At 25.9% G+C, this 19537-nt stretch carries 17 protein-coding genes, 2 tRNA genes and 1 rRNA gene; 14 read left to right on the top strand and 6 right to left on the bottom strand.

Features of this window, described 5'->3' with window-relative positions; genetic code table 11:
* From rrf to CRV12_RS03490, 7 genes are all read left to right on the top strand, one after another.
* Nucleotides 1-91: ribosomal RNA gene (rrf, locus tag CRV12_RS03965) — 5S ribosomal RNA — on the top strand; the annotation flags it as partial.
* A gap of 68 nt (nucleotides 92-159) precedes the next feature.
* A tRNA-Trp gene (locus CRV12_RS03515) sits at nucleotides 160-235 on the top strand.
* Nucleotides 236-474: 239 nt separating this feature from the next.
* Complete coding sequence (locus CRV12_RS03510; protein WP_136131260.1) at nucleotides 475-813, top strand: MaoP family protein; 339 nt, start codon at nucleotides 475-477, stop codon at nucleotides 811-813.
* A 382-nt stretch (nucleotides 814-1195) separates the two neighbouring features.
* Nucleotides 1196-3043 carry a dihydroxy-acid dehydratase gene (gene ilvD, locus CRV12_RS03505; protein ID WP_136131259.1) on the top strand — a complete coding sequence of 616 codons (1848 nt, stop codon included), beginning with the start codon at nucleotides 1196-1198 and terminating at the stop codon, nucleotides 3041-3043.
* Nucleotides 3044-3048: 5 nt separating this feature from the next.
* Complete coding sequence (gene ilvA, locus CRV12_RS03500; RefSeq protein ID WP_136131258.1) at nucleotides 3049-4602, top strand: threonine ammonia-lyase, biosynthetic; 1554 nt, start codon at nucleotides 3049-3051, stop codon at nucleotides 4600-4602.
* A 436-nt stretch (nucleotides 4603-5038) separates the two neighbouring features.
* A complete protein-coding gene (gene ilvC, locus CRV12_RS03495; RefSeq protein ID WP_136131257.1) occupies nucleotides 5039-6517 on the top strand; it encodes a ketol-acid reductoisomerase in 1479 nt (492 codons plus the stop codon).
* Nucleotides 6518-7144: 627 nt separating this feature from the next.
* Nucleotides 7145-8008, top strand: coding sequence for a YicC/YloC family endoribonuclease (locus CRV12_RS03490; protein ID WP_136131256.1), 864 nt, complete (start codon nucleotides 7145-7147; stop codon nucleotides 8006-8008).
* A 112-nt stretch (nucleotides 8009-8120) separates the two neighbouring features.
* On the opposite strand, the gene CRV12_RS03485 is transcribed toward CRV12_RS03490, so the two are convergent.
* Both CRV12_RS03485 and dut read right to left on the bottom strand, forming a co-directional pair.
* Nucleotides 8121-8936, bottom strand: a complete 816-nt coding sequence (locus CRV12_RS03485; protein WP_136131255.1) for a sugar phosphate isomerase/epimerase family protein — start codon at nucleotides 8934-8936, stop codon at nucleotides 8121-8123.
* Between the two features lie 366 nt (nucleotides 8937-9302).
* Nucleotides 9303-9761: a dUTP diphosphatase gene (gene dut / locus CRV12_RS03480; protein ID WP_136131254.1), complete on the bottom strand. Its 459-nt coding sequence runs from the start codon at nucleotides 9759-9761 to the stop codon at nucleotides 9303-9305.
* 663 nt (nucleotides 9762-10424) lie between these two features.
* Here dut and rpmB point away from each other — a divergent pair.
* The 3 genes from rpmB to mutM are packed head-to-tail and all read left to right on the top strand — an operon-like array spanning nucleotide 10425 to nucleotide 11666.
* Entirely contained in the window at nucleotides 10425-10646 is a 222-nt protein-coding gene (gene rpmB / locus CRV12_RS03475) for a 50S ribosomal protein L28 (RefSeq protein WP_136131253.1), read from the top strand.
* Between the two features lie 15 nt (nucleotides 10647-10661).
* The gene (gene rpmG, locus CRV12_RS03470; protein ID WP_136131252.1) at nucleotides 10662-10829 is read left to right on the top strand and encodes a 50S ribosomal protein L33; all 168 of its coding nucleotides are present in this window, start codon (nucleotides 10662-10664) and stop codon (nucleotides 10827-10829) included.
* Between the two features lie 27 nt (nucleotides 10830-10856).
* Nucleotides 10857-11666, top strand: a complete 810-nt coding sequence (gene mutM, locus CRV12_RS03465; RefSeq protein WP_136131251.1) for a bifunctional DNA-formamidopyrimidine glycosylase/DNA-(apurinic or apyrimidinic site) lyase — start codon at nucleotides 10857-10859, stop codon at nucleotides 11664-11666.
* On the opposite strand, the gene coaD is transcribed toward mutM, so the two are convergent.
* Together coaD and CRV12_RS03455 are read right to left on the bottom strand one after the other, a co-directional pair.
* Entirely contained in the window at nucleotides 11667-12152 is a 486-nt protein-coding gene (coaD, locus tag CRV12_RS03460; protein ID WP_136131250.1) for a pantetheine-phosphate adenylyltransferase, read from the bottom strand. It lies immediately after the preceding gene.
* Nucleotides 12153-12456: 304 nt separating this feature from the next.
* Nucleotides 12457-12530: transfer RNA gene (locus CRV12_RS03455), tRNA-Arg, on the bottom strand.
* 171 nt (nucleotides 12531-12701) lie between these two features.
* Between CRV12_RS03455 and folD the strand changes: the two genes are divergently transcribed.
* Nucleotides 12702-13559 carry a bifunctional methylenetetrahydrofolate dehydrogenase/methenyltetrahydrofolate cyclohydrolase FolD gene (gene folD / locus CRV12_RS03450; protein WP_136131262.1) on the top strand — a complete coding sequence of 286 codons (858 nt, stop codon included), beginning with the start codon at nucleotides 12702-12704 and terminating at the stop codon, nucleotides 13557-13559.
* 30 nt (nucleotides 13560-13589) lie between these two features.
* Here the strand turns inward: folD and cysS are convergent, their stop codons facing one another.
* The gene (cysS, locus tag CRV12_RS03445) at nucleotides 13590-14987 is read right to left on the bottom strand and encodes a cysteine--tRNA ligase (protein WP_136131249.1); all 1398 of its coding nucleotides are present in this window, start codon (nucleotides 14985-14987) and stop codon (nucleotides 13590-13592) included.
* A 376-nt stretch (nucleotides 14988-15363) separates the two neighbouring features.
* On the opposite strand from cysS, the gene purE reads away from it, so the two are divergent.
* Both purE and purK read left to right on the top strand, forming a co-directional pair.
* On the top strand, nucleotides 15364-15870 hold the full coding sequence (purE, locus tag CRV12_RS03440; protein WP_136131248.1) for a 5-(carboxyamino)imidazole ribonucleotide mutase: 507 nt from the start codon (nucleotides 15364-15366) through the stop codon (nucleotides 15868-15870).
* The gene (gene purK / locus CRV12_RS03435; RefSeq protein ID WP_136131247.1) at nucleotides 15870-16934 is read left to right on the top strand and encodes a 5-(carboxyamino)imidazole ribonucleotide synthase; all 1065 of its coding nucleotides are present in this window, start codon (nucleotides 15870-15872) and stop codon (nucleotides 16932-16934) included. The genes purE and purK overlap by 1 nt, the downstream gene beginning before the upstream one ends.
* Before the next feature lie 12 nt (nucleotides 16935-16946).
* Here purK and proC read toward each other — a convergent pair whose 3' ends face one another.
* A complete protein-coding gene (gene proC / locus CRV12_RS03430) occupies nucleotides 16947-17762 on the bottom strand; it encodes a pyrroline-5-carboxylate reductase (RefSeq protein ID WP_136131246.1) in 816 nt (271 codons plus the stop codon).
* A 450-nt stretch (nucleotides 17763-18212) separates the two neighbouring features.
* Here proC and brnQ point away from each other — a divergent pair, with 450 nt between their 5' ends.
* Nucleotides 18213-19517, top strand: a complete 1305-nt coding sequence (brnQ, locus tag CRV12_RS03425) for a branched-chain amino acid transport system II carrier protein (RefSeq protein WP_136131245.1) — start codon at nucleotides 18213-18215, stop codon at nucleotides 19515-19517.
* The last annotated feature ends 20 nt before the right edge of the window (nucleotides 19518-19537 follow it).

Below are 19537 nucleotides of genomic sequence, written 5' to 3'. Positions count from 1 at the left end.
CACCTGAAACCATGCCGAACTCAGAAGTGAAATGTCGTAGTGCCGATGGTAGTGTGGAGTTTCTCCATGTGAGAGTAGGAAACTGCCAGGCATTAATTATCTAATACATTAGTTTTGTTTGAAATTTCATCATAAATTGCTACTTTGCTTTGTTTCTTCAGGGGTGTAGTTCAATTGGTAGAGCACCGGTCTCCAAAACCGGTTGTTGGGGGTTCAAATCCCTCCACCCCTGCCATATATTTCATATTATTTTTTATTTAATCTCTTATATTATAAAAAAGTATAAAAATGATCTATTCTTCCTATAATTATTATATTTAAATTTAGTTTTATATATTATTCACTTACAAAAAAGATATTTATAATGAATAAATATAATTTAGTGATTTTTTATTATAAAAATTGCTATGAAATAATTGAATATTTAAATTATTATTTATACGATGTTTTTATTATAAATATAGGAATAATTTTATGATAAAAAGTTTTTTTAGTGAATATCGTTTTTTTGATAATAAAAATTATCCTCATGGATTTGCTCGTCACGGGGACTTTACTATCAAAGAAGCGCAGATTTTAGAACTTTATGGGTGTGCTTTTTATGAATTAAATTTATCTAAACGTGAACCAGTTACTGATGAAGAGCGTCTATTTATTGAAGTATGTAAAGGATTACGTGAACCACAAACTGAAGCTGAACATGTATGGTTAAAATACATATCTTGTATTAAACGTCCTAAACGTTTTCATACTTTATCAGGAGGTCAGATACAAACTGATAATTTAGATGATTATAATGATATTGAAGATTAAAATAATTATATTTCAATTAATAAATTATTTTAATTTTTAATAAAATAACATCATGAATATTAGACGATTAATAATAAATAACTAATATGAATATTAGATAAATACATATATTAAAAATGAAATTTATTTCATATATTAGTTAATAATATTTCTTTTTAAAATAAGAAATTTTTTCATTACCTTAAAAATTTCTTATTTATATATTACCTCCCAATATTTAAAATTGTTAATTAATTTAAATTAACAAGTATTTAATATAAAATAATTAATCAACAAAATTATATTAAGACATTAGTAAATAATTCTAGTCATTTATTTTTGATAATATTATTTTACCTTTATAGAACAAAACTAACAATATTATTATCAGTGGAGTGAAAGTATGCCTAAGTATCGTTCTAGTACTACTACACAAGGTCACAATATGACAGGGGCCCGTGCTTTATGGCGTGCAACAGGAATGACTGATGCTGACTTTAGTAAGCCTATTATAGCTGTAGTTAATTCATTTACTCAATTTGTACCAGGTCATATTCATTTACATAATATTGGTCAATTAGTTGTTCAAAATATTGAATATTATGGTGCTATAGCTAAAGAATTCAATACTATTGCTATAGATGATGGTATAGCTATGGGTCATAGTGGTATGTTGTATTCGTTGCCTTCTCGTGAATTAATTGCTGATTCTGTTGAATATATGATTAATGCACATTGTGTTGATTCTATGGTTTGTATATCTAATTGTGATAAAATTACACCAGGTATGTTAATGGCAGCATTACGTTTAAATATCCCAGCTGTTTTTGTTTCAGGTGGACCTATGGAAGCTGGTAAAATTAATAACTCTAATAATGATATTAATAAATTAGATTTAGTTGATGCAATAATTTATGGTGTTAGTAAAAATAATGATAATAGAAAAAATATAGAGCTTTTAGCTTGTCCAACATGTGGTTCTTGCTCTGGCATGTTTACAGCTAATTCTATGAATTGTATAACTGAAGCATTAGGTTTATCTCAACCGGGAAATGGTTCGTTATTATCAACACACATTTATCGTAAAAATTTATTTATTAATGCTGCTAAATTAATAGTCGATTTAACAAAAAAATACTATGAGCAAAATGATACTTCTGTATTACCTAGAAATATAGCCAATAAATATGCTTTTAGGAATTCTATAATGCTAGATATTGCAATGGGTGGTTCTACAAATACTATTTTACATTTGTTAGCTGCTGCACAAGAAGGTAATATTGAATTAAACATTTCGGATATTGATAGTTTATCTCGTAAAGTGCCACATATATGTAAAATATCACCTAATACTAAAAAATATCATATGGAAGATTTTCATCGTGCAGGAGGTGTTATCAGTATTTTAGGAGAATTAGACAGAGCTGGTTTAGTTAATCATAAAGTATATAATGTATTAGGTCTTAATCTTCGTGAAACATTAGATAAATATGATATTATTTTAACTAAAGATTTAGAAATAAAAAAAATGTTTCGTGCAGGACCAGCAGGCATACAAAACTCAAAAGCATTCTCCCAAAATTATTTTTGGGATTTACTAGACAGTGATAGAAAGAGAGGATGTATTCGTTCACAAGAATTTGCATTTTCTCAAGATGGTGGTTTAGCTGTTCTATACGGAAATATTGCAAAAAATGGATGTATTGTAAAAACCGCAGGTGTTGATAGAAAAATTTTAATTTTTAGAGGTATAGCCAAAGTTTATGAAAGTCAAGAAGATGCTAGTCAGGCAATACTAAAAGGAAAAATCATGCCTGGAGATATAATTGTTATTCGTTATGAAGGTCCAAAAGGAGGACCTGGAATGCAAGAAATGCTTTATCCAACTACATACTTAAAATCTGCAGGTCTTGATAAAAGTTGTGCGTTAATTACTGATGGTCGTTTTTCTGGAGGTACTTCTGGTCTTTCTATTGGACACATTTCTCCTGAAGCGGCAAATCATGGAGCTATCGCCTTAATAAAAGATGGAGATTTAATTGATATAGATATACCTAATAGAAAAATTAATTTGTTGGTATCAGATAATGAATTGCTATATAGAGATAAAAAACAAAAATCACGTGGTGATAAAGCCTACAGTCCTCTTAATCGTGAACGTACAGTCTCACATGCTTTACGTGCTTATGCATTATTGGCTACTAGTGCCGATAAAGGTGCAGTAAGAGATAAAAATAAGTTAATAGGTTAATAATAATGGGTTTATTTCAATCATCTAATAATATAACATGTGGTGCTGAATATTTACGTGCAATATTACGTTCACCAGTATATGAAATTACTAAAACAACTCCATTACAAAAAATGGAAAAATTATCATTAAAGTTTAAAAATATAATATTAGTTAAGCGCGAAGATTACCAACCAGTACATAGTTTTAAATTACGAGGCGCTTATTCAATGATTGTAGGACTCAATAAAGCACAAAAATTACGTGGTGTGATTACAGCATCAGCTGGTAATCATGCACAAGGTGTAGCATATTCTGCTGATAAATTAGGAATTAAATCATTGATTGTAATGCCTAAAGCAACAGTAGATATTAAAGTTGAGGCAGTACATTCATTTGGAGGTAAAGTTATTTTATACGGTAATAATTTTGATGAAGCAAAATCAGAAGCTCTTATACTTGCAGAACAATATGGATACACTTTTATTCCTCCATTTGATCATCCAGCAATAATAGCTGGGCAGGCTACTTTAGCAATGGAATTGTTACAACAAGATGCTCATATTGATAGAGTATTTGTTCCTGTCGGCGGAGGTGGTTTGTTAGCAGGAATAATAGTATTATTAAAACAATTAATTCCACAAATTAAAATCATAGCAGTAGAATCTGAAGATTCTGCTTGCTTAAAAGCAGCATTAAAAGTTGGTCATCCGGTAAATTTACATCATGTTGGATTATTCGCTGATGGAGTAGCAGTAAAGTGTATTGGTATAGAAACTTTTCGCTTATGTCAGCAATATCTATTAGATGATATTATTACTGTAGATAATGATGCAATATGTGCTGCCATGAAGGATTTATTTGAAGATATGCGTGCAATCGCTGAACCATCTGGAGCTCTTGCATTAGCAGGTATGAAAAAATATATTCAACAATATAATATAAAAAATGAAAGATTAGTTCATATACTATCAGGTGCTAATGTTAATTTTCATGGATTACGTTATGTATCAGAACGTTGTGAATTAGGAGAACAAAAAGAAGCATTATTAGCAGCATTAATTCCAGAACAGCATGGTAGTTTTTTGAAATTTTGTCAAACTTTAGGTAGTCGTTCCATAACTGAATTTAGCTATCGATATGTAAATACTAATATAGCCAATATTTTTATTGGAGTACGTTTAACTTATGGTCTACAAGAAAAAATTGAAATAATTAATCAGATGTGTAATGCAGGTTATGAAATTATTGATTTTTCTGATAATGAAATAGCTAAATTGCATATACGTTATATGATAGGTGGAAGACCATTAAAATATATAGAAGAACGTCTATTTAGTTTTGAATTTCCGGAAGCACCTGGTGCGTTATTAAAATTTTTGCAAAATCTAGGTACTCATTGGAATATTTCTTTATTTCATTATCGTAGTCATGGTACTGATTATGGGCGTGTATTAGCATCTTTCGAATCCAACGATAGTAATTTTTGTTTTGAAAAAGACTTAATAAATTTAGGATATAGTTTTCATGAAGAAACAAATAATCCAGCATTTCACTTCTTTTTAAGAAATTATAAATAAAATTATCTTGTAAATATCCAAGATGCAAAAATACACTGTAAAATACATTTTATATATATAAGATAAAATGTATTTAGTTTTTAATATGTTAAGTATTTTTCTTAAAAATTATATATGTATTTAATCAATATATTTTAGTTAGTATTTAATTTAACAAAATGAAATATTTAATAATTTAAATTTCCATTGTAAGTATTTTATATAATATTAATTATTGTAACATTTAAACAATTATTTAATTTAATTATTTTTAATTAAAAATATTAATTCCATAAAATATTAATTCATTCTAAAAATAGAAATAAATATTATTATAAACTACAGGTTATATTTCAATATCTATTTTTTACAAATATTTATTAATAACTAAACAAATTAAATTAAGTAATTAATAAATAATAATTATTACTTAATAATAAAATTATAGGGAATGATCATGGCTAATTATTTTAATAAGCTAACATTACGTAATCAATTAATACAATTAAGTAAATGTAGATTCATGGAAAGAAATGAATTTATACATGGAGTTAATTTTTTAAAAAATAAAAAAATTGTCATTATAGGATGCGGTTCACAAGGATTGAATCAGGGATTAAATATACGTGATTCTGGATTAAATGTTGCTTATGCATTACGTAAAGAATCTATAGATAATAGACGTCTATCTTGGATTAATGCCACTTCCAATCATTTTAACGTAGGATATTACGAAGATCTGATTCCAAAAGCAGATTTGGTAATTAATTTAACACCAGATAAACAACATTCATCAGTAATCAGATCTATTCAGCCTTTAATGAAATATGGATCAGCATTAGGTTATTCACATGGTTTTAATATTGTTGAATCTGGAGAAATTATACGTAATGATATTACTGTAATTATGGTTGCTCCAAAATGTCCAGGTACTGAAGTAAGAGAAGAATATATTCGTGGATTTGGTGTACCAACTTTAATTGCAGTACATCCAGAAAATGATATAAAAAGTGAAGGAATAAATATTGCTAAATCTTGGGCTGTTGCTATAGGTAGTGATCGAGCGGGTGTTTTGGAATCATCTTTTATAGCTGAAGTAAAATCTGATTTAATGGGAGAACAAACTATTTTATGCGGAATGTTACAAGCAGGTTCGTTATTATGTTTTGAAAAATTAATAGATGAAGGTTTCGATGCATCATATGCAGTAAAGCTTATTCAGTTCGGATGGGAAACAATTACTAAATCATTAAAACTTGGTGGCATTACTTTAATGATGGATAGATTATCTAACGCAGCAAAAATTAGAGTTTATTCTATTTCTGAAGAACTAAAGAAAATTATGACCCCATTATTTCATAAACATATGGATGATATAATTTCTGGTAAATTTTCTTCTAATATGATGCAAGATTGGAAAGATAATGATAAAAATTTGCTAGTTTGGCGTGAGAAAACCCGCAAAACTATGTTTGAAAGATTTAGTAATCAATATGAAGGAGAAATTTCAGAACAAGAATATTATGATAAAGCTATAATAATGGTTGCTATGATAAAAGCTGGAATTGAATTAACTTTTGAAACAATGATAAGTGTTGGTATTTTAGCAGAATCTGCTTATTACGAATCTCTGCATGAATTGCCTCTTATTGCTAATACTATAGCACGTAAGCGTCTCTATGAAATGAACTTAGTGATATCTGATACTGCTGAATATGGCAATTATTTATTTTCTTTTGAAGCAATTCCTTTGTTAAGAGGATTCATGAAAAATTTAAAATCTGGTGATCTAGGTGAAATAAATAAAAATAATAATTTCATTGAAAATAATGAATTGCTGAATATAAATGAATCAATAAGAAACCACCCAGTTGAAATAATTGGTCGTAAACTTCGTAATTATATGATTGATATGAAAAAAAAATATAAGATATAAAGATTTAGAAGTAATATTTTTAAATAAAAAAGCTGCTGGTTTATTTAAGAAAATGTAAAAACTAATCTTGTTATTTTATTCAGATAGTTTTTAACATTATTGATTTACGAGCAGCTAATAATTATGAATAATTAATTTTTCCTCATAATCTTTAATATCTTTTTCTATTATAAAAGCATATTATATTTTATTTAAATATTTATAAATAAAAATATTATAATTTAGTTAAATCATTCTCGTTTTATAACTAACGTATATTACAATGGTAATTGTTCATTATTAATTTTAAATCAAAACACTATGATTATTTTATATTCTTTCTTAATCTCAAATATTTTATCCTATGTCAATATTTAATTATCTTTTAATAAAATTAATTAATAAAATGCGTTTATTATAAATTTATACTTAGTAATTTCAATAAACTTATACATTTTACCTAAAAAATACGTCAAAATATAATTAATGTGTAATTTATTACATTATAAATAATAGGTATGCATTATATTATAATATATAATATTTAAATTATATAAATACATTATATTTTATATTATTTAATTTTGATTATAATGTTCTATACTACATATAGTATTTTTATAAAATTATGATTAAGAGTATATATTTATGATTAGGAGCATGACTGCTTACGCTAGTTATAAAGCAAAAAATTGTCAAGGTAATATTAATTGGGAATTTCGCTCAGTTAACCAAAGATATTTAGAAATATACATACATTTACCAGATCAATTGAAAAGATTAGAACCAGATATTAGAAAATGCATTAGAAATCGATTAATACGTGGAAGAATAGAAGGACATTTAACTATAGACATTGATCGTAAAAACATTGCTAAACTGAAAATAAATCAAGAATTAGTTCAACAAATAATAGATGTTGCTAATGAAATAAAGATTAGAAATAATGAAGGTGTTATTAATCCAATCGAAGTTCTACGTTGGCCAGGAGTTGTATTTGAATCCGAACAATATAATGATGTAATTGATTATGAAATATTAAATGCAATGGACAATGCAATAAGTAATTTAATTAAAACACGTGAAATTGAAGGAGCTGTATTAAAATCTTTAATTGAAAAAAAATTAAAAAACATAGCAACAGAAATAAACAAAATACGTTTTTATATGCCTGAAGTATTAAAAATACAAAATCAACGTATATCACAAAAATTAAAAAATATTGAATTACAGTTAGAAAATTCTCGATTAGAACAAGAATTATTAATAATGACACAAAGATCTGATATTACAGAAGAATTAGATCGTTTAGATACACATATCAAAGAAACATTTAACATTTTAGAAATGAAGGGAGCGGTAGGAAGAAGACTTGATTTTATGATGCAAGAACTTAACCGCGAATCTAATACTTTATTATCTAAATCTATTAATTCAGATATCAGTATTTGTGCAATTGAATTAAAAGTTTTAATCGAACAAATACGTGAACAAATTCAAAATATTGAATAATTGTTTGAATATTTTGATGTTAAAATCTTTTATTTATTTAAATAAACTTCTTAGATAAAATAATAACTTTATACGAATTATCTAAATAAAAGTTATATATTAATGCAAATCATTATGGCCAATATCTATTTAATGCCGACCATGCCTGCTTAGCAACTTCATGTGGTGGTAGGCATTTGAGTTTATCATTAAATACTTCAATTCCAATTGGTCCTTGATATCCAATACTTTTTAGTTTATCTATAAAATATTCTATTTCAATTATTCCATTACCTGGTAACTGTCTTTCATGTCGTGCTATATTGATTAGACTATCCTTATCTTTAGGTGGTTTTATAGAAATATCAGATAATTGTACTTCATAAATACGATCTACTGGAATACCATCTAATTGTAAAGCATCGCCTCCTAATGCATAAATATGAAATAAATCAACTACTAAACCAATATTAGGTTGATCTAATCGTTTTATACGTTCCCATGCTAATGGTAATGTGTTGTCAACAGTACACCATGCCATAGGTTCATACATAATTTTTATTTTATATCTGATTGCTTCAGATGCAATCCAGCGTAAATCATCATCTATCTTGTCTATAAGGCAATCTTCTCGAGTACTAGCAGGTGCTTGAATGGCATTGCAACCAATAGCTTGTGCAAGATGTATAAATTGACGTAATTCTTTTCTTTTTTGTTTATGCTGTCCATTAGGTATACCAGCGAAATCTCTTAATACTTGCAAATTAGTAAAACCTATCCCTTTTTTAATTGCAAATTTTGTAATTGAAGAAATTCCATTTGAATTGTTTTCTATATCTTCTCGCCAAATTTCAACTTGGTCAAAACCAGCTGCATGTGCTGCTTTTAATTTTTGTTCTGTTTCTCCACCTAATAATACTAAATTAAGGAATTTTAAATTGCGATTCATTAACATGTTCCTTTATAATCTTAAATATAGATTCTTAAGAACTATAGATTAAGAATATATTTTATTAAGTAAGTATATTTGTTTAAAAATAACAATATCTATTCTTAAATTTTATTTTAATAATAACTTTATTAAAATAAAATATATCTAAAACAATATTTGTGTTAACAAGAAGTTTAATTATCAAAAAATTACACAGTGTTGTTGAATACATATATACAGTGTTAACAATAGCAATTGTATATATTATTGAATAAATATATTTATATTATTGTTATTGTAAGTAAAAAAATGTTTTAAATTTTTTTTAAACAGGAAAAATAACTTTTAATAAGATATAATTGTTTATTGATTTTTTTATAATATTCATTTGTTGCCAGAATGACCAAACCCTTGTTGTCCACGTGAACTGAAATTAAATTTTTTGACTAAATTAAATTCTACTTTGATTATAGGTATAAATACTAATTGTGCTATCCTGTCTCCAGGATGAATAAAAAAATTACTTTTTCCACGATTCCATATGGATACCATTAACTCTCCTTGGTAATCAGAATCTATTAAACCTACTAAATTACCTAATACAATACCGTTTTTATGGCCTATACCAGATCGAGGTAAAATCAATGCTGTAATTTCAGAATCTGCAATATGAATTGATACACCAGTAGATAATAATTTTGTATTATTAGATTTAATTTCTAAAATATTATCTATACAAGCACGTAAATCTAATCCAGCAGATCCAGGAGTTGTGTAATTAGGTAAAGGAAAAAATTTACCTAAACGATTATCAAGAATTTTAATATCTATTTTTTTTGTCATATAAATTAATAATCTCATCTAGTAACTGATAATTAAAAATTATTTTTATCAGAATTTTTTATTTAAAATGAATTAAAGTTATGTAAATATTATTTTATCTTATTAATATGTAATGTTAAATATTAAGTTTAAATTTTAATTTACCTGAATATTAATAAATAGATGCAAATATTTTAATATTCCATAATTGTAATGGAAATATAATAACTCTAATTTTAATTATAAGGTACTAGAAATGTAATATAACTTTTGTAATACATATAATTAGATAAATAATTTTACTTAATTATAATCAATAACAAAATTTTTGTAATGATATTTCAGAAAATTTAGACAACACATTCGGTATATTATAATTCTTTTATTATATTTATGTAAATAACTTATCAACCAATATATTATAGTATCTATAACTATACTTATATTGATTTTGAATACAATGAGCTTTCATAAAGCATATTATAATTTAATAAATTTATATAATAAGTTACTATTTATTAATAATATAATTATCTTTTAATTTTTTAATAAAATAAATTCATTTGATATTACTTTTAAAATAATATATCATGCGGTAATTGAAGTTATATCATTAAGATAATATATAACTAATTATATAGCATTGTAATTAAATGTCAAATTCATAATGATTGGATAATCAGCATGTCAAAAATATGTCAAATAACAGGAAAACACCCTTTATCAGGAAATAATCGTTCTCATGCTATGAATGCAACTAAACGTCGCTTTTTTCCAAATTTACATTATCATCGTTTTTGGATTGAAAATAAAAAACGTTTTATTACTTTAAGAGTATCTGCCAAAGGTATGCGAATTATAGACAAAAAAGGTATTGATATTCTATTAAATAATATCAAAAAATAATAAAGGATCTAGTTAATGGCTAAAAATACCCGTGAAAAAATTAAATTAATATCTTCTTCCGGTACAGGACATTTCTATACTACTACTAAAAATAAGCGTAATAAATCTTTAAAATTAGAATTAAATAAATTTGATCCTATAATAAGAAAGCATGTTCCATATAAGGAATCTAAAATCAGATAGTGTTTCAGGAAAAATATTGTTTTATTAATGCCAGAATTACCAGAAATAGAGGCTTGTCGCCGCAACATAGAACCTTATTTGATTAATCAAGTAATTGATTATGCGGTAGTGCGTAACCTTTCTTTACGTTGGCCGATTTCAAAAGAAATTTTAAATATAAGAAATCAATTTATTTTCAGTATAAAACGTAGAGCTAAATATTTACTTATACAATTGCAACATGGTTGGATTATAATCCATTTTGGGATGTCTGGTAGATTAATGTTACTTAATCAATATGAATATCCACAAAAGCATGATCATATTGATATATTTATGAAAAATAAAATTATATTGAGATATACAGATCAACGTCGTTTTGGTGCATGCCTTTGGGTAGATAATTTATCAACACATTTTTTATTTAAACATCTTGGTTTAGAACCATTAAGTGAAGAATTTAACAGTCAATATTTAGTAAACAAATTAAACTTAAAAAAAACAAGTATTAAGCAATCAATAATGAATAATAAAATTGTTGTTGGTATTGGAAATATTTATGCAAATGAATCACTTTTCGCAACAGGTATCCTTCCATCTCGTTGTTCAATGCATTTAAGCAGAAAAGAGATACAATTACTTGTTAAAAATATTAAATTAATTTTATTAAATGCAATTGAAGAAGGAGGTACTACTTTGCGTAACTTTTTACAAAGTGATGGCAAACCAGGCGGTTTTGCAAACAAATTAAAAGTATATGGACGTGCAAAAAAACCTTGTTTAGAATGTGGAGCTTTAATAATAAAAGAAAAATATAAAGGAAGAAGTAGTTATTGGTGTCAAGAATGTCAAAGTTGATTAAATTTTCATTTTTTTCATTAATGCCTGATTAACTGCTGTCGGTAGAAGAGTGGATACATCACCGCCGTAATAAGCGACTTCTTTTACTAGTGAAGAAGAAATAAAACCAAGTTTTTTAGAGGTCATAAGAAAAATACTTTCTAATATTGGCATTAAATATCTATTCATATGTGCCAATTGCATTTCGTATTCAAAATCAGTTACTGCGCGTAATCCCCTTATTATTATATTTACTTTTTGCGTTTGTGCAAAATTAGCTATTAAATTATTAAATCCCATGATTTTGACATTAGTAAGATGTTTTGTAACTACTTTAGCTAAAAAAATTCGTTCATCTAGTGTAAATAAAAGAGTTTTATTAGATTTGGCTGCAATGGCTATTATTACATAATCAAATATTTTCGCAGCGCGCTTAATGATATCTAAATGACCTAATGTAATTGGATCAAATGTTCCGGGATATATAGCTTTTTTTGTTTTCATAAAGATTCCTTATAGTATTTACTAGCAAGTAAATTATTCTTAATAATCAAAAATATTATAGAACTAATATAATTTGCAACAACAAACTAAAAATCCGTAAAATATAAATAATTAATTTATTGATATTAATATAAGAATTAAATTTTTTTAATCTATCTCTATTATAAGAAAAAAATATTAAATTTTAATTATAATTTAAATAAAAGATACTAAAAGTTTTTTGTAAAAATTTAAAAAAACACTAAAAAGATATATTTAATATAATTTATTAAATAATTTTTTTGATGAATTTTTGTATTTAAAGTGCGCCCTACAGGATTTGAACCTGTAACCTACGGCTTAGAAGGTCGTTGCTCTATCCGATTGAGCTAAGAGCGCATGATTATATAGATTATATATTAATTCCAATAAATCAATAATTATTTTTAGATTTCTTATGATTTATAGATAAAATTTAATTTTTATTTATTTTGGATATGTTATTGGTATTTAATTATGATATCATTAACTGATTTTTCTTTTACTAAAGATGACATAGTAGAATTATCAATGATAGCAAAAATTATTGATGGCAGAATAATAGCACAAAAATTACAATATGAAGTAGCTACAAAAGTTAAAAAGCGGCTAATAATAGGAAAAAAATTACCATGCTTAGCAATAATACTTATTGGAGAAAATCCAGCATCAAAAATTTATGTTGCCAATAAACTTCGTGTGTGTAAAAAAGTTGGTTTTTCATCTTATTTATATGATCTACCGATTGATACTAATGAATCAGAATTATTAAATTTAATTGATCAACTTAATGATGATAATAAAATTGATGGTATTTTAGTGCAATTACCGTTGCCAAAAAATATTGATTATTTAAAAATTTTAGATAAAATTCAACCTGATAAAGATGTAGATGGTTTTCATCCTTATAATATAGGTAGTTTATGTCAAAGAATACCTAAACTGAGTCCATGTACTCCTCATGGTATTATAACTTTACTTAAATATTATAATATTAATACTTATGGACTCAATGCTGTAATAATAGGTGCTTCTAATATTGTTGGTCGACCAATGAGTATGGAATTACTATTGGTAGGATGTACTACTACAGTTACACATCGTTTTACTAAAGATCTTTATAAACACGTAAAAAATGCAGATCTTTTAGTTGTAGCAGTTGGTAAGCCAAATTTTATTCCTGGTAATTGGATTCAACATGGAGCTATAGTTATTGATGTAGGAATGAATCGTCTCAAAAATGGTAAATTAGTTGGTGATATTGATTTTGAAATAGCATATAAAAGGGCTTCTTTTATTACTCCTGTACCAGGTGGAGTTGGTCCTATGACTGTAGCCATGCTAATGCAAAATACTTTAAAAGCATGTGAAAATTTTCATGATAAATAAATTTAATTAATTTAAAAGCAATGGTATTTGTCATTTATATCTCCATGTAGATTGATGTAAGTGGTCTTCTATTATCACTCCGATTTCATTAAGTTTGTTACGTGCAATATCAGCTGTTATCCAATTTTTAGATCTTCTTGCTTCGTCACGAATTATCATTAAACGATTAATTTCAGCTATTTTATTAGTATTGATTTTATAATGTTGTTGTAAAAAAAGTTTTGGATCTTGTTGTAAGATCCCTAATACATTACCAATTTCACGTAATTTTGAAGCAATTGTATTAGCTAATACAGTATTTTTCTTTTTAAGTCGATTTATTTCATGTGCCATATCGAATATTATGGCATAGACTTCTGGTATATTAAAATCATCATTCATCGCATTAAAAAAACGATTTTCAAAATTTCTATTAATTACATTATGTTCTAAAAGTTCAGTACTTACATTAGTATCACGTAAGGCAGTATATAAACGTTCTAAAGCTATATGAGACTGAACTAAATTAGTTTCAGAATAATTTAGTTGACTACGATAATGAGAAGACATTAAAAAATATCTTATAGTTTCTGGATCATGCTTAGATAATACATCACGCAAAGTTAAAAAATTTCCTAATGATTTTGACATTTTTTGATTATTTACAATTACCATACCAGAATGTATCCAGTAATTTACAGTAGTATTGTCATGTGCACAAATTGATTGTGCTAATTCATTTTCATGATGTGGAAATATTAAATCTGACCCCCCACCATGAATATCTAGGTTCAACCCAATTTGTTTATATTTTATAGCAGAGCATTCTATATGCCATCCGGGACGACCATAACCCCAAGGAGAATTCCAGTAAGGTTCATTTTTTTTAGAAATTTTCCATAAAACAAAATCTGTAAAATTACGTTTTATTTTTGCCACATCATTACGGTTAGTAATATATAATTTTTTTAAATCTTGACGAGACAACATACCATAATTAAGATATTTTGTTACATCAAATATTACATCACCATTATGAGCAATGTATGCATAACCACGTTTAATAAGTTTTTCTATTAAATAAATAATTTCTACTATATGATTTGTTACTCTTGGTTCATGATTTGGTGGTAATATATTGATTGAAAAAAAATCACTATGCATATTGTTAATCATTCGATCGGTAATATCTTGAATATTTTCATTATTATGATTAGCACGTTGTATAATTTTATCATCTATATCAGTTATATTACGTACATAATTTAAGTTATAACCTATATAACGTAAATATCGTGAAATTACATCAAAAATAACAAATGTTCTTCCATGACCTATGTGACAAAGATCATATACTGTCACTCCACAAACATACATATTGATTTTATTTGGATTAATCGGTTTAAATATTTCCTTTTTACGACTTAAAGTATTATAAATTTTAAGCATATAAAACTTCCATTATTAAATGCTAATATTTAAGTTTATTCATGAAAATTGTTTGTTAAATTAATTTAAATTTCTTTTAAAAATTTATGTAATGATTATATCGAATATATTTATTTTATACAGTAAAGTAAATAAATCATTTGCAATAAATAGTAAAACTTTATATCATCACACATTTAATTAAGTAATATAAGTAATATATTTAACAGAACAATTCAAATCTTATAATTATTTTATTACTAATTGTATTAATTAATATATTATAATAAAAAGTAAAGTACTTGTTAGTTAATTTATTATATTTACATTTAATATTAAAACTATTTTTTATAATGATCTTTTTTAATTATATATTTTATTTTAAGAGTTATTTGATATGTCCTATAGTATAATTCCAGTTAATATAGCAATTATTATAGGCTCTAAAAGTGACTGGTCTACTATGAAATACGCTGTAGAAATTTTAAAAAAATTAGAAATACCATTTCATGTAGAAATAATCTCAGCTCATAGAACTCCAGATAAATTATTTAATTTTGCTGAAAATGCATTAAATAACAATTATAAAGTTATAATTGCTGGCGCTGGTGGTGCAGCACATTTACCAGGAATGTTAGCATCAAAGACTATAATTCCAGTATTGGGTGTACCAATACCAAGTACTTATCTTAATGGTATTGATAGTCTTTACTCTATTGTACAAATGCCCATCGGTATTCCAGTTGCTACATTAGCTATTGGCAAACCAGGAGCTATAAATGCTGCCCTATTAGCTTTACAAATACTTGCAAATGATAATAAAGATTTGGCATCACGTCTTATAGATTGGCGTCAATCACAAACTGATATTATATTGCAAAATTTAGATCCAAAGGAAAGTTAATGCAATCAGTTGTTGTTTTAGGCAATGGCCAGCTTGGGCGTATGTTACGTCAAGCTGGAGAATTGTTGGGTGTTATTGTTCATTTAGTTAATTTTAATAGTGATATTAATAAAATACCTATATCAGATAGCATTATTATAGCTGAAATAGAGTATTGGCCTAAAAATATTTTAACAGAAACTTTAAAAAATCATTTTTCTTTTTTAAATAGAAATTCCTTTCCATTTATAGTTGATCGTTTAAAACAAAAAAAATTATTAGATTCTCTTCATATTAATACCGTACCATGGCTATTTTTATCTAATAAAAAAGACTGGAAAAGTATATTTGATATGTTAGGTGAATCAGTTATTGTTAAAAATCGAAGAGGAGGATATGATGGACATGGTCAGTGGTATATTAATAGAACCCATTTTCAAGAAATACCTAATTCATGCTATGGTAAATGCATTGTTGAACAAAATATTAATTTTTTTCATGAAGTATCACTTATAGGTGCACGTAATAAAGAAGGCATGACTGTATTTTATCCTCTTATTAATAACTTACATCAAAAAGGCATACTCCGTATAAGCAGCACATTACCAAAAATTAATCAAATATATCAGAAACAAGCAGAAAATATACTTAAAATAATAATGCAAAAACTTAATTATATTGGAGTAATGACAATGGAATGCTTTATTACTTCAAAAGGATTGATAATCAACGAATTAGCACCAAGGGTACATAATAGTGGACATTGGACACAAAACGGTGCTTCTATCAGTCAATTTGAGTTACATTTAAGATCAGTACTAAATTTAGATTTACCAAAACCTATAATATTTGGACATTCAGTAATGATAAATATCATTGGCATATTAATAAATTTTGCTTGGCTTAAACAACCTATGCTACATCTCCACTGGTATAACAAGCAAGTTATAGCTGGAAGAAAGGTAGGACACTTAAATTTAACAGATTTTGATCAAAAACGCCTTAGATTAGCTTTAAATGCTTTAATAACAGAGATGCCTAAAGAATACTCAAGTGCAATTAAATGGGCCATATCTAATCTATAAACAAGATGTTTATTATTCATATATTTTGCTTAATTCAGTAGACTTTATTATACACTTTTGTATAGCTTCCATTATTATACCATTAAAATTATTTTTTTCTAAAATTTTTATTGCTTCTATTGTTGTACCTCCTGGTGAACAAACCATATTTTTGAGTTCTTCAGGATGTTTTTTTGTTTCTAATAACATCTGAGCAGAACCTTTTACTGCCTGAGCAGCAAATTGGTATGCTTGTGAATATGTCATACCATTTTTTATTGCTACAGTAGCCATAGCTTCTATAAACATAAAAACATATGCTGGAGCAGAACTACTTATACCGACTACAGAATGAATTAAGTGTTCTTTTATAATGTTAGTTTTACCGATGCATTTAAATATATTTACTATTAGATTAATATCGACTTGATTTAATAAATTGTTAGGAGTTATTGCAGTCATACCTTCAAGAACAATTGATGGAATATTAGGCATGACCCTAATAATTTTATGATATTCACCAATTATTTGTTCTATAGTATTAATAGTGATTCCAGCCATAGTTGACACTACTATCATATCTTTTTTGATATAATTAGCAATTTTTTTTAATACTTTTAATGCAATAGTAGGTTTTAATGTTATAAATAGAATATCGATTTTTTGGACTAAATCTTCACTACTTGTACAATAATTAACATTATATTTATCAGTGATGAATTTAATATTCATTAACTTATGATCATAAATCCATATTACAGAACTTGAAATATGCTTATTTTTAAGTAAACCTTCAATGATAGATCTTGCCATACGACCTATACCAATAAAACCTATTTTCTTTTGCAATTTACTGTTTCCTTTATTATTATTAATAATAATTTATTGTAAAATCAAAAATACTTTTAATATATAATTTAGTATTATACAATTAATCCTAATTTCATTTATACAAAACTATATTATTTTATACATATTATTAGTGTAATATGATTTAAATAAATTTTATTAATTATTGATAATAGTTGTGCGTATACCTAATTAATGGTATACAGTGCATATCGTATATTATTATTTAAAATAGTTTGATAACTTATAACACTATAATTAAATATTTAAATTGGTATATCTTATTTGAAATTTCATTATAGCCAAAAAAGCTTATTTCATCTATTTTTTTGTTGCTTTAAAATAAAGTAATTAATTTTATACGTATAATATTTCATAATTGATTATTAAATACATAATTATTTATGTTAATTCCGATAATAAAACAACAATTTGATAAATAAAAATTTTATGATACATCGCTTATCTTTTAAAGATATTATAGCTTTAGGTTTTATGACATTTGCACTATTTGTTGGTGCAGGTAATATAGTATTTCCTCCTGTAGTTGGTATGCAATCTGGTGATTATATTTGGATAGCTGCTGTTGGTTTTTTAATTACCTCAGTTGGGTTACCAATTTGTACTATAGTTGCTTTAGCAAGAGCAGGTGGAGGCATTGAAACAATCAGTGCTCCAATAGGTAAAATAGCAGGATTGATTTTAACAATTATATGTTATTTATTAATTGGTCCTATGTTTGCTATACCACGTACTGCAACTATTTCTTTTGAAGTTGGTATTATACCGCTAATTTCTACTAATAGTAATATTGCATTGTTGTTATATAGTTTAATTTACTTTGTATTTGTTACACTACTTTCTTTATATCCAAGTAAATTATTAGATGTTATTGGTTATTTTCTTGCACCGGTAAAAATAATAGCATTAATTTTACTCAGTATTTCAGTAATAATTTGGCCAATAGAAGGTAATTTATTGGTTTTAGCAACTAAAGATTACCAGACATCTGCTTTTTGTAGTGGATTTATTAATGGTTATTTGACTATGGATACATTGGGTGCATTAGTATTTGGTGTTGTTATTATTAATACAATTAAAGCTCGTGGTATACAGGCACATAAATTAATAATACGTTATGCTACTATGTCAGGATTCATTGCTAGTATTGGTTTAATAATAGTTTATTTAGGTCTCTTCAAGTTAGGTTATAATATTGGCAAAATATCAAATCAAAACTTAGATGGTGCAAGTATTTTAAATATTTATGTTCATAATACTTTCGGACATATGGGTACTTTATTTCTTGCTATATTAATTTTTATTGCTTGCATAGTTACAGCAGTAGGTTTGACTTGTGCATGGGCTGATTTTTTTGCAAAATATCTTGGATTATCTTATAAGTATTTAGTTTGTATATTAAGTATATTTTCAATGTTAGTATCTAATCTTGGTTTAAATATTTTAATAAAATTCTCTATGCCAATATTAACTATAATTTATCCACCATGTATTATATTAGTAATATTAAGTTTTACTACAAATTGGTGGTACAAAAATTCAAGGGTTTTCATACCAACTATATTCATTAGTTTAGTGTTTAGTATCTTAGATGCTATAAATTTTGGTTATTTAAAAAACAAAATAAATACATTTGTTCATTTAACATTATTTAATGAAATTCCATGGTTATTTCCAGTAATTATAATATTAATTGTTTCTGCTGTGGTAGATCGAGTGAAAGGTTATAGATAAATACATTATTATCTGTAATT

It is taken from the genome of Candidatus Pantoea edessiphila (assembly GCF_002933315.1).
Classification (GTDB): domain Bacteria; phylum Pseudomonadota; class Gammaproteobacteria; order Enterobacterales; family Enterobacteriaceae; genus Pantoea_C.
The sequence above is the reverse complement of the archived record's forward strand: the minus strand, read 5'-3'. Positions and strand labels throughout refer to the sequence as shown.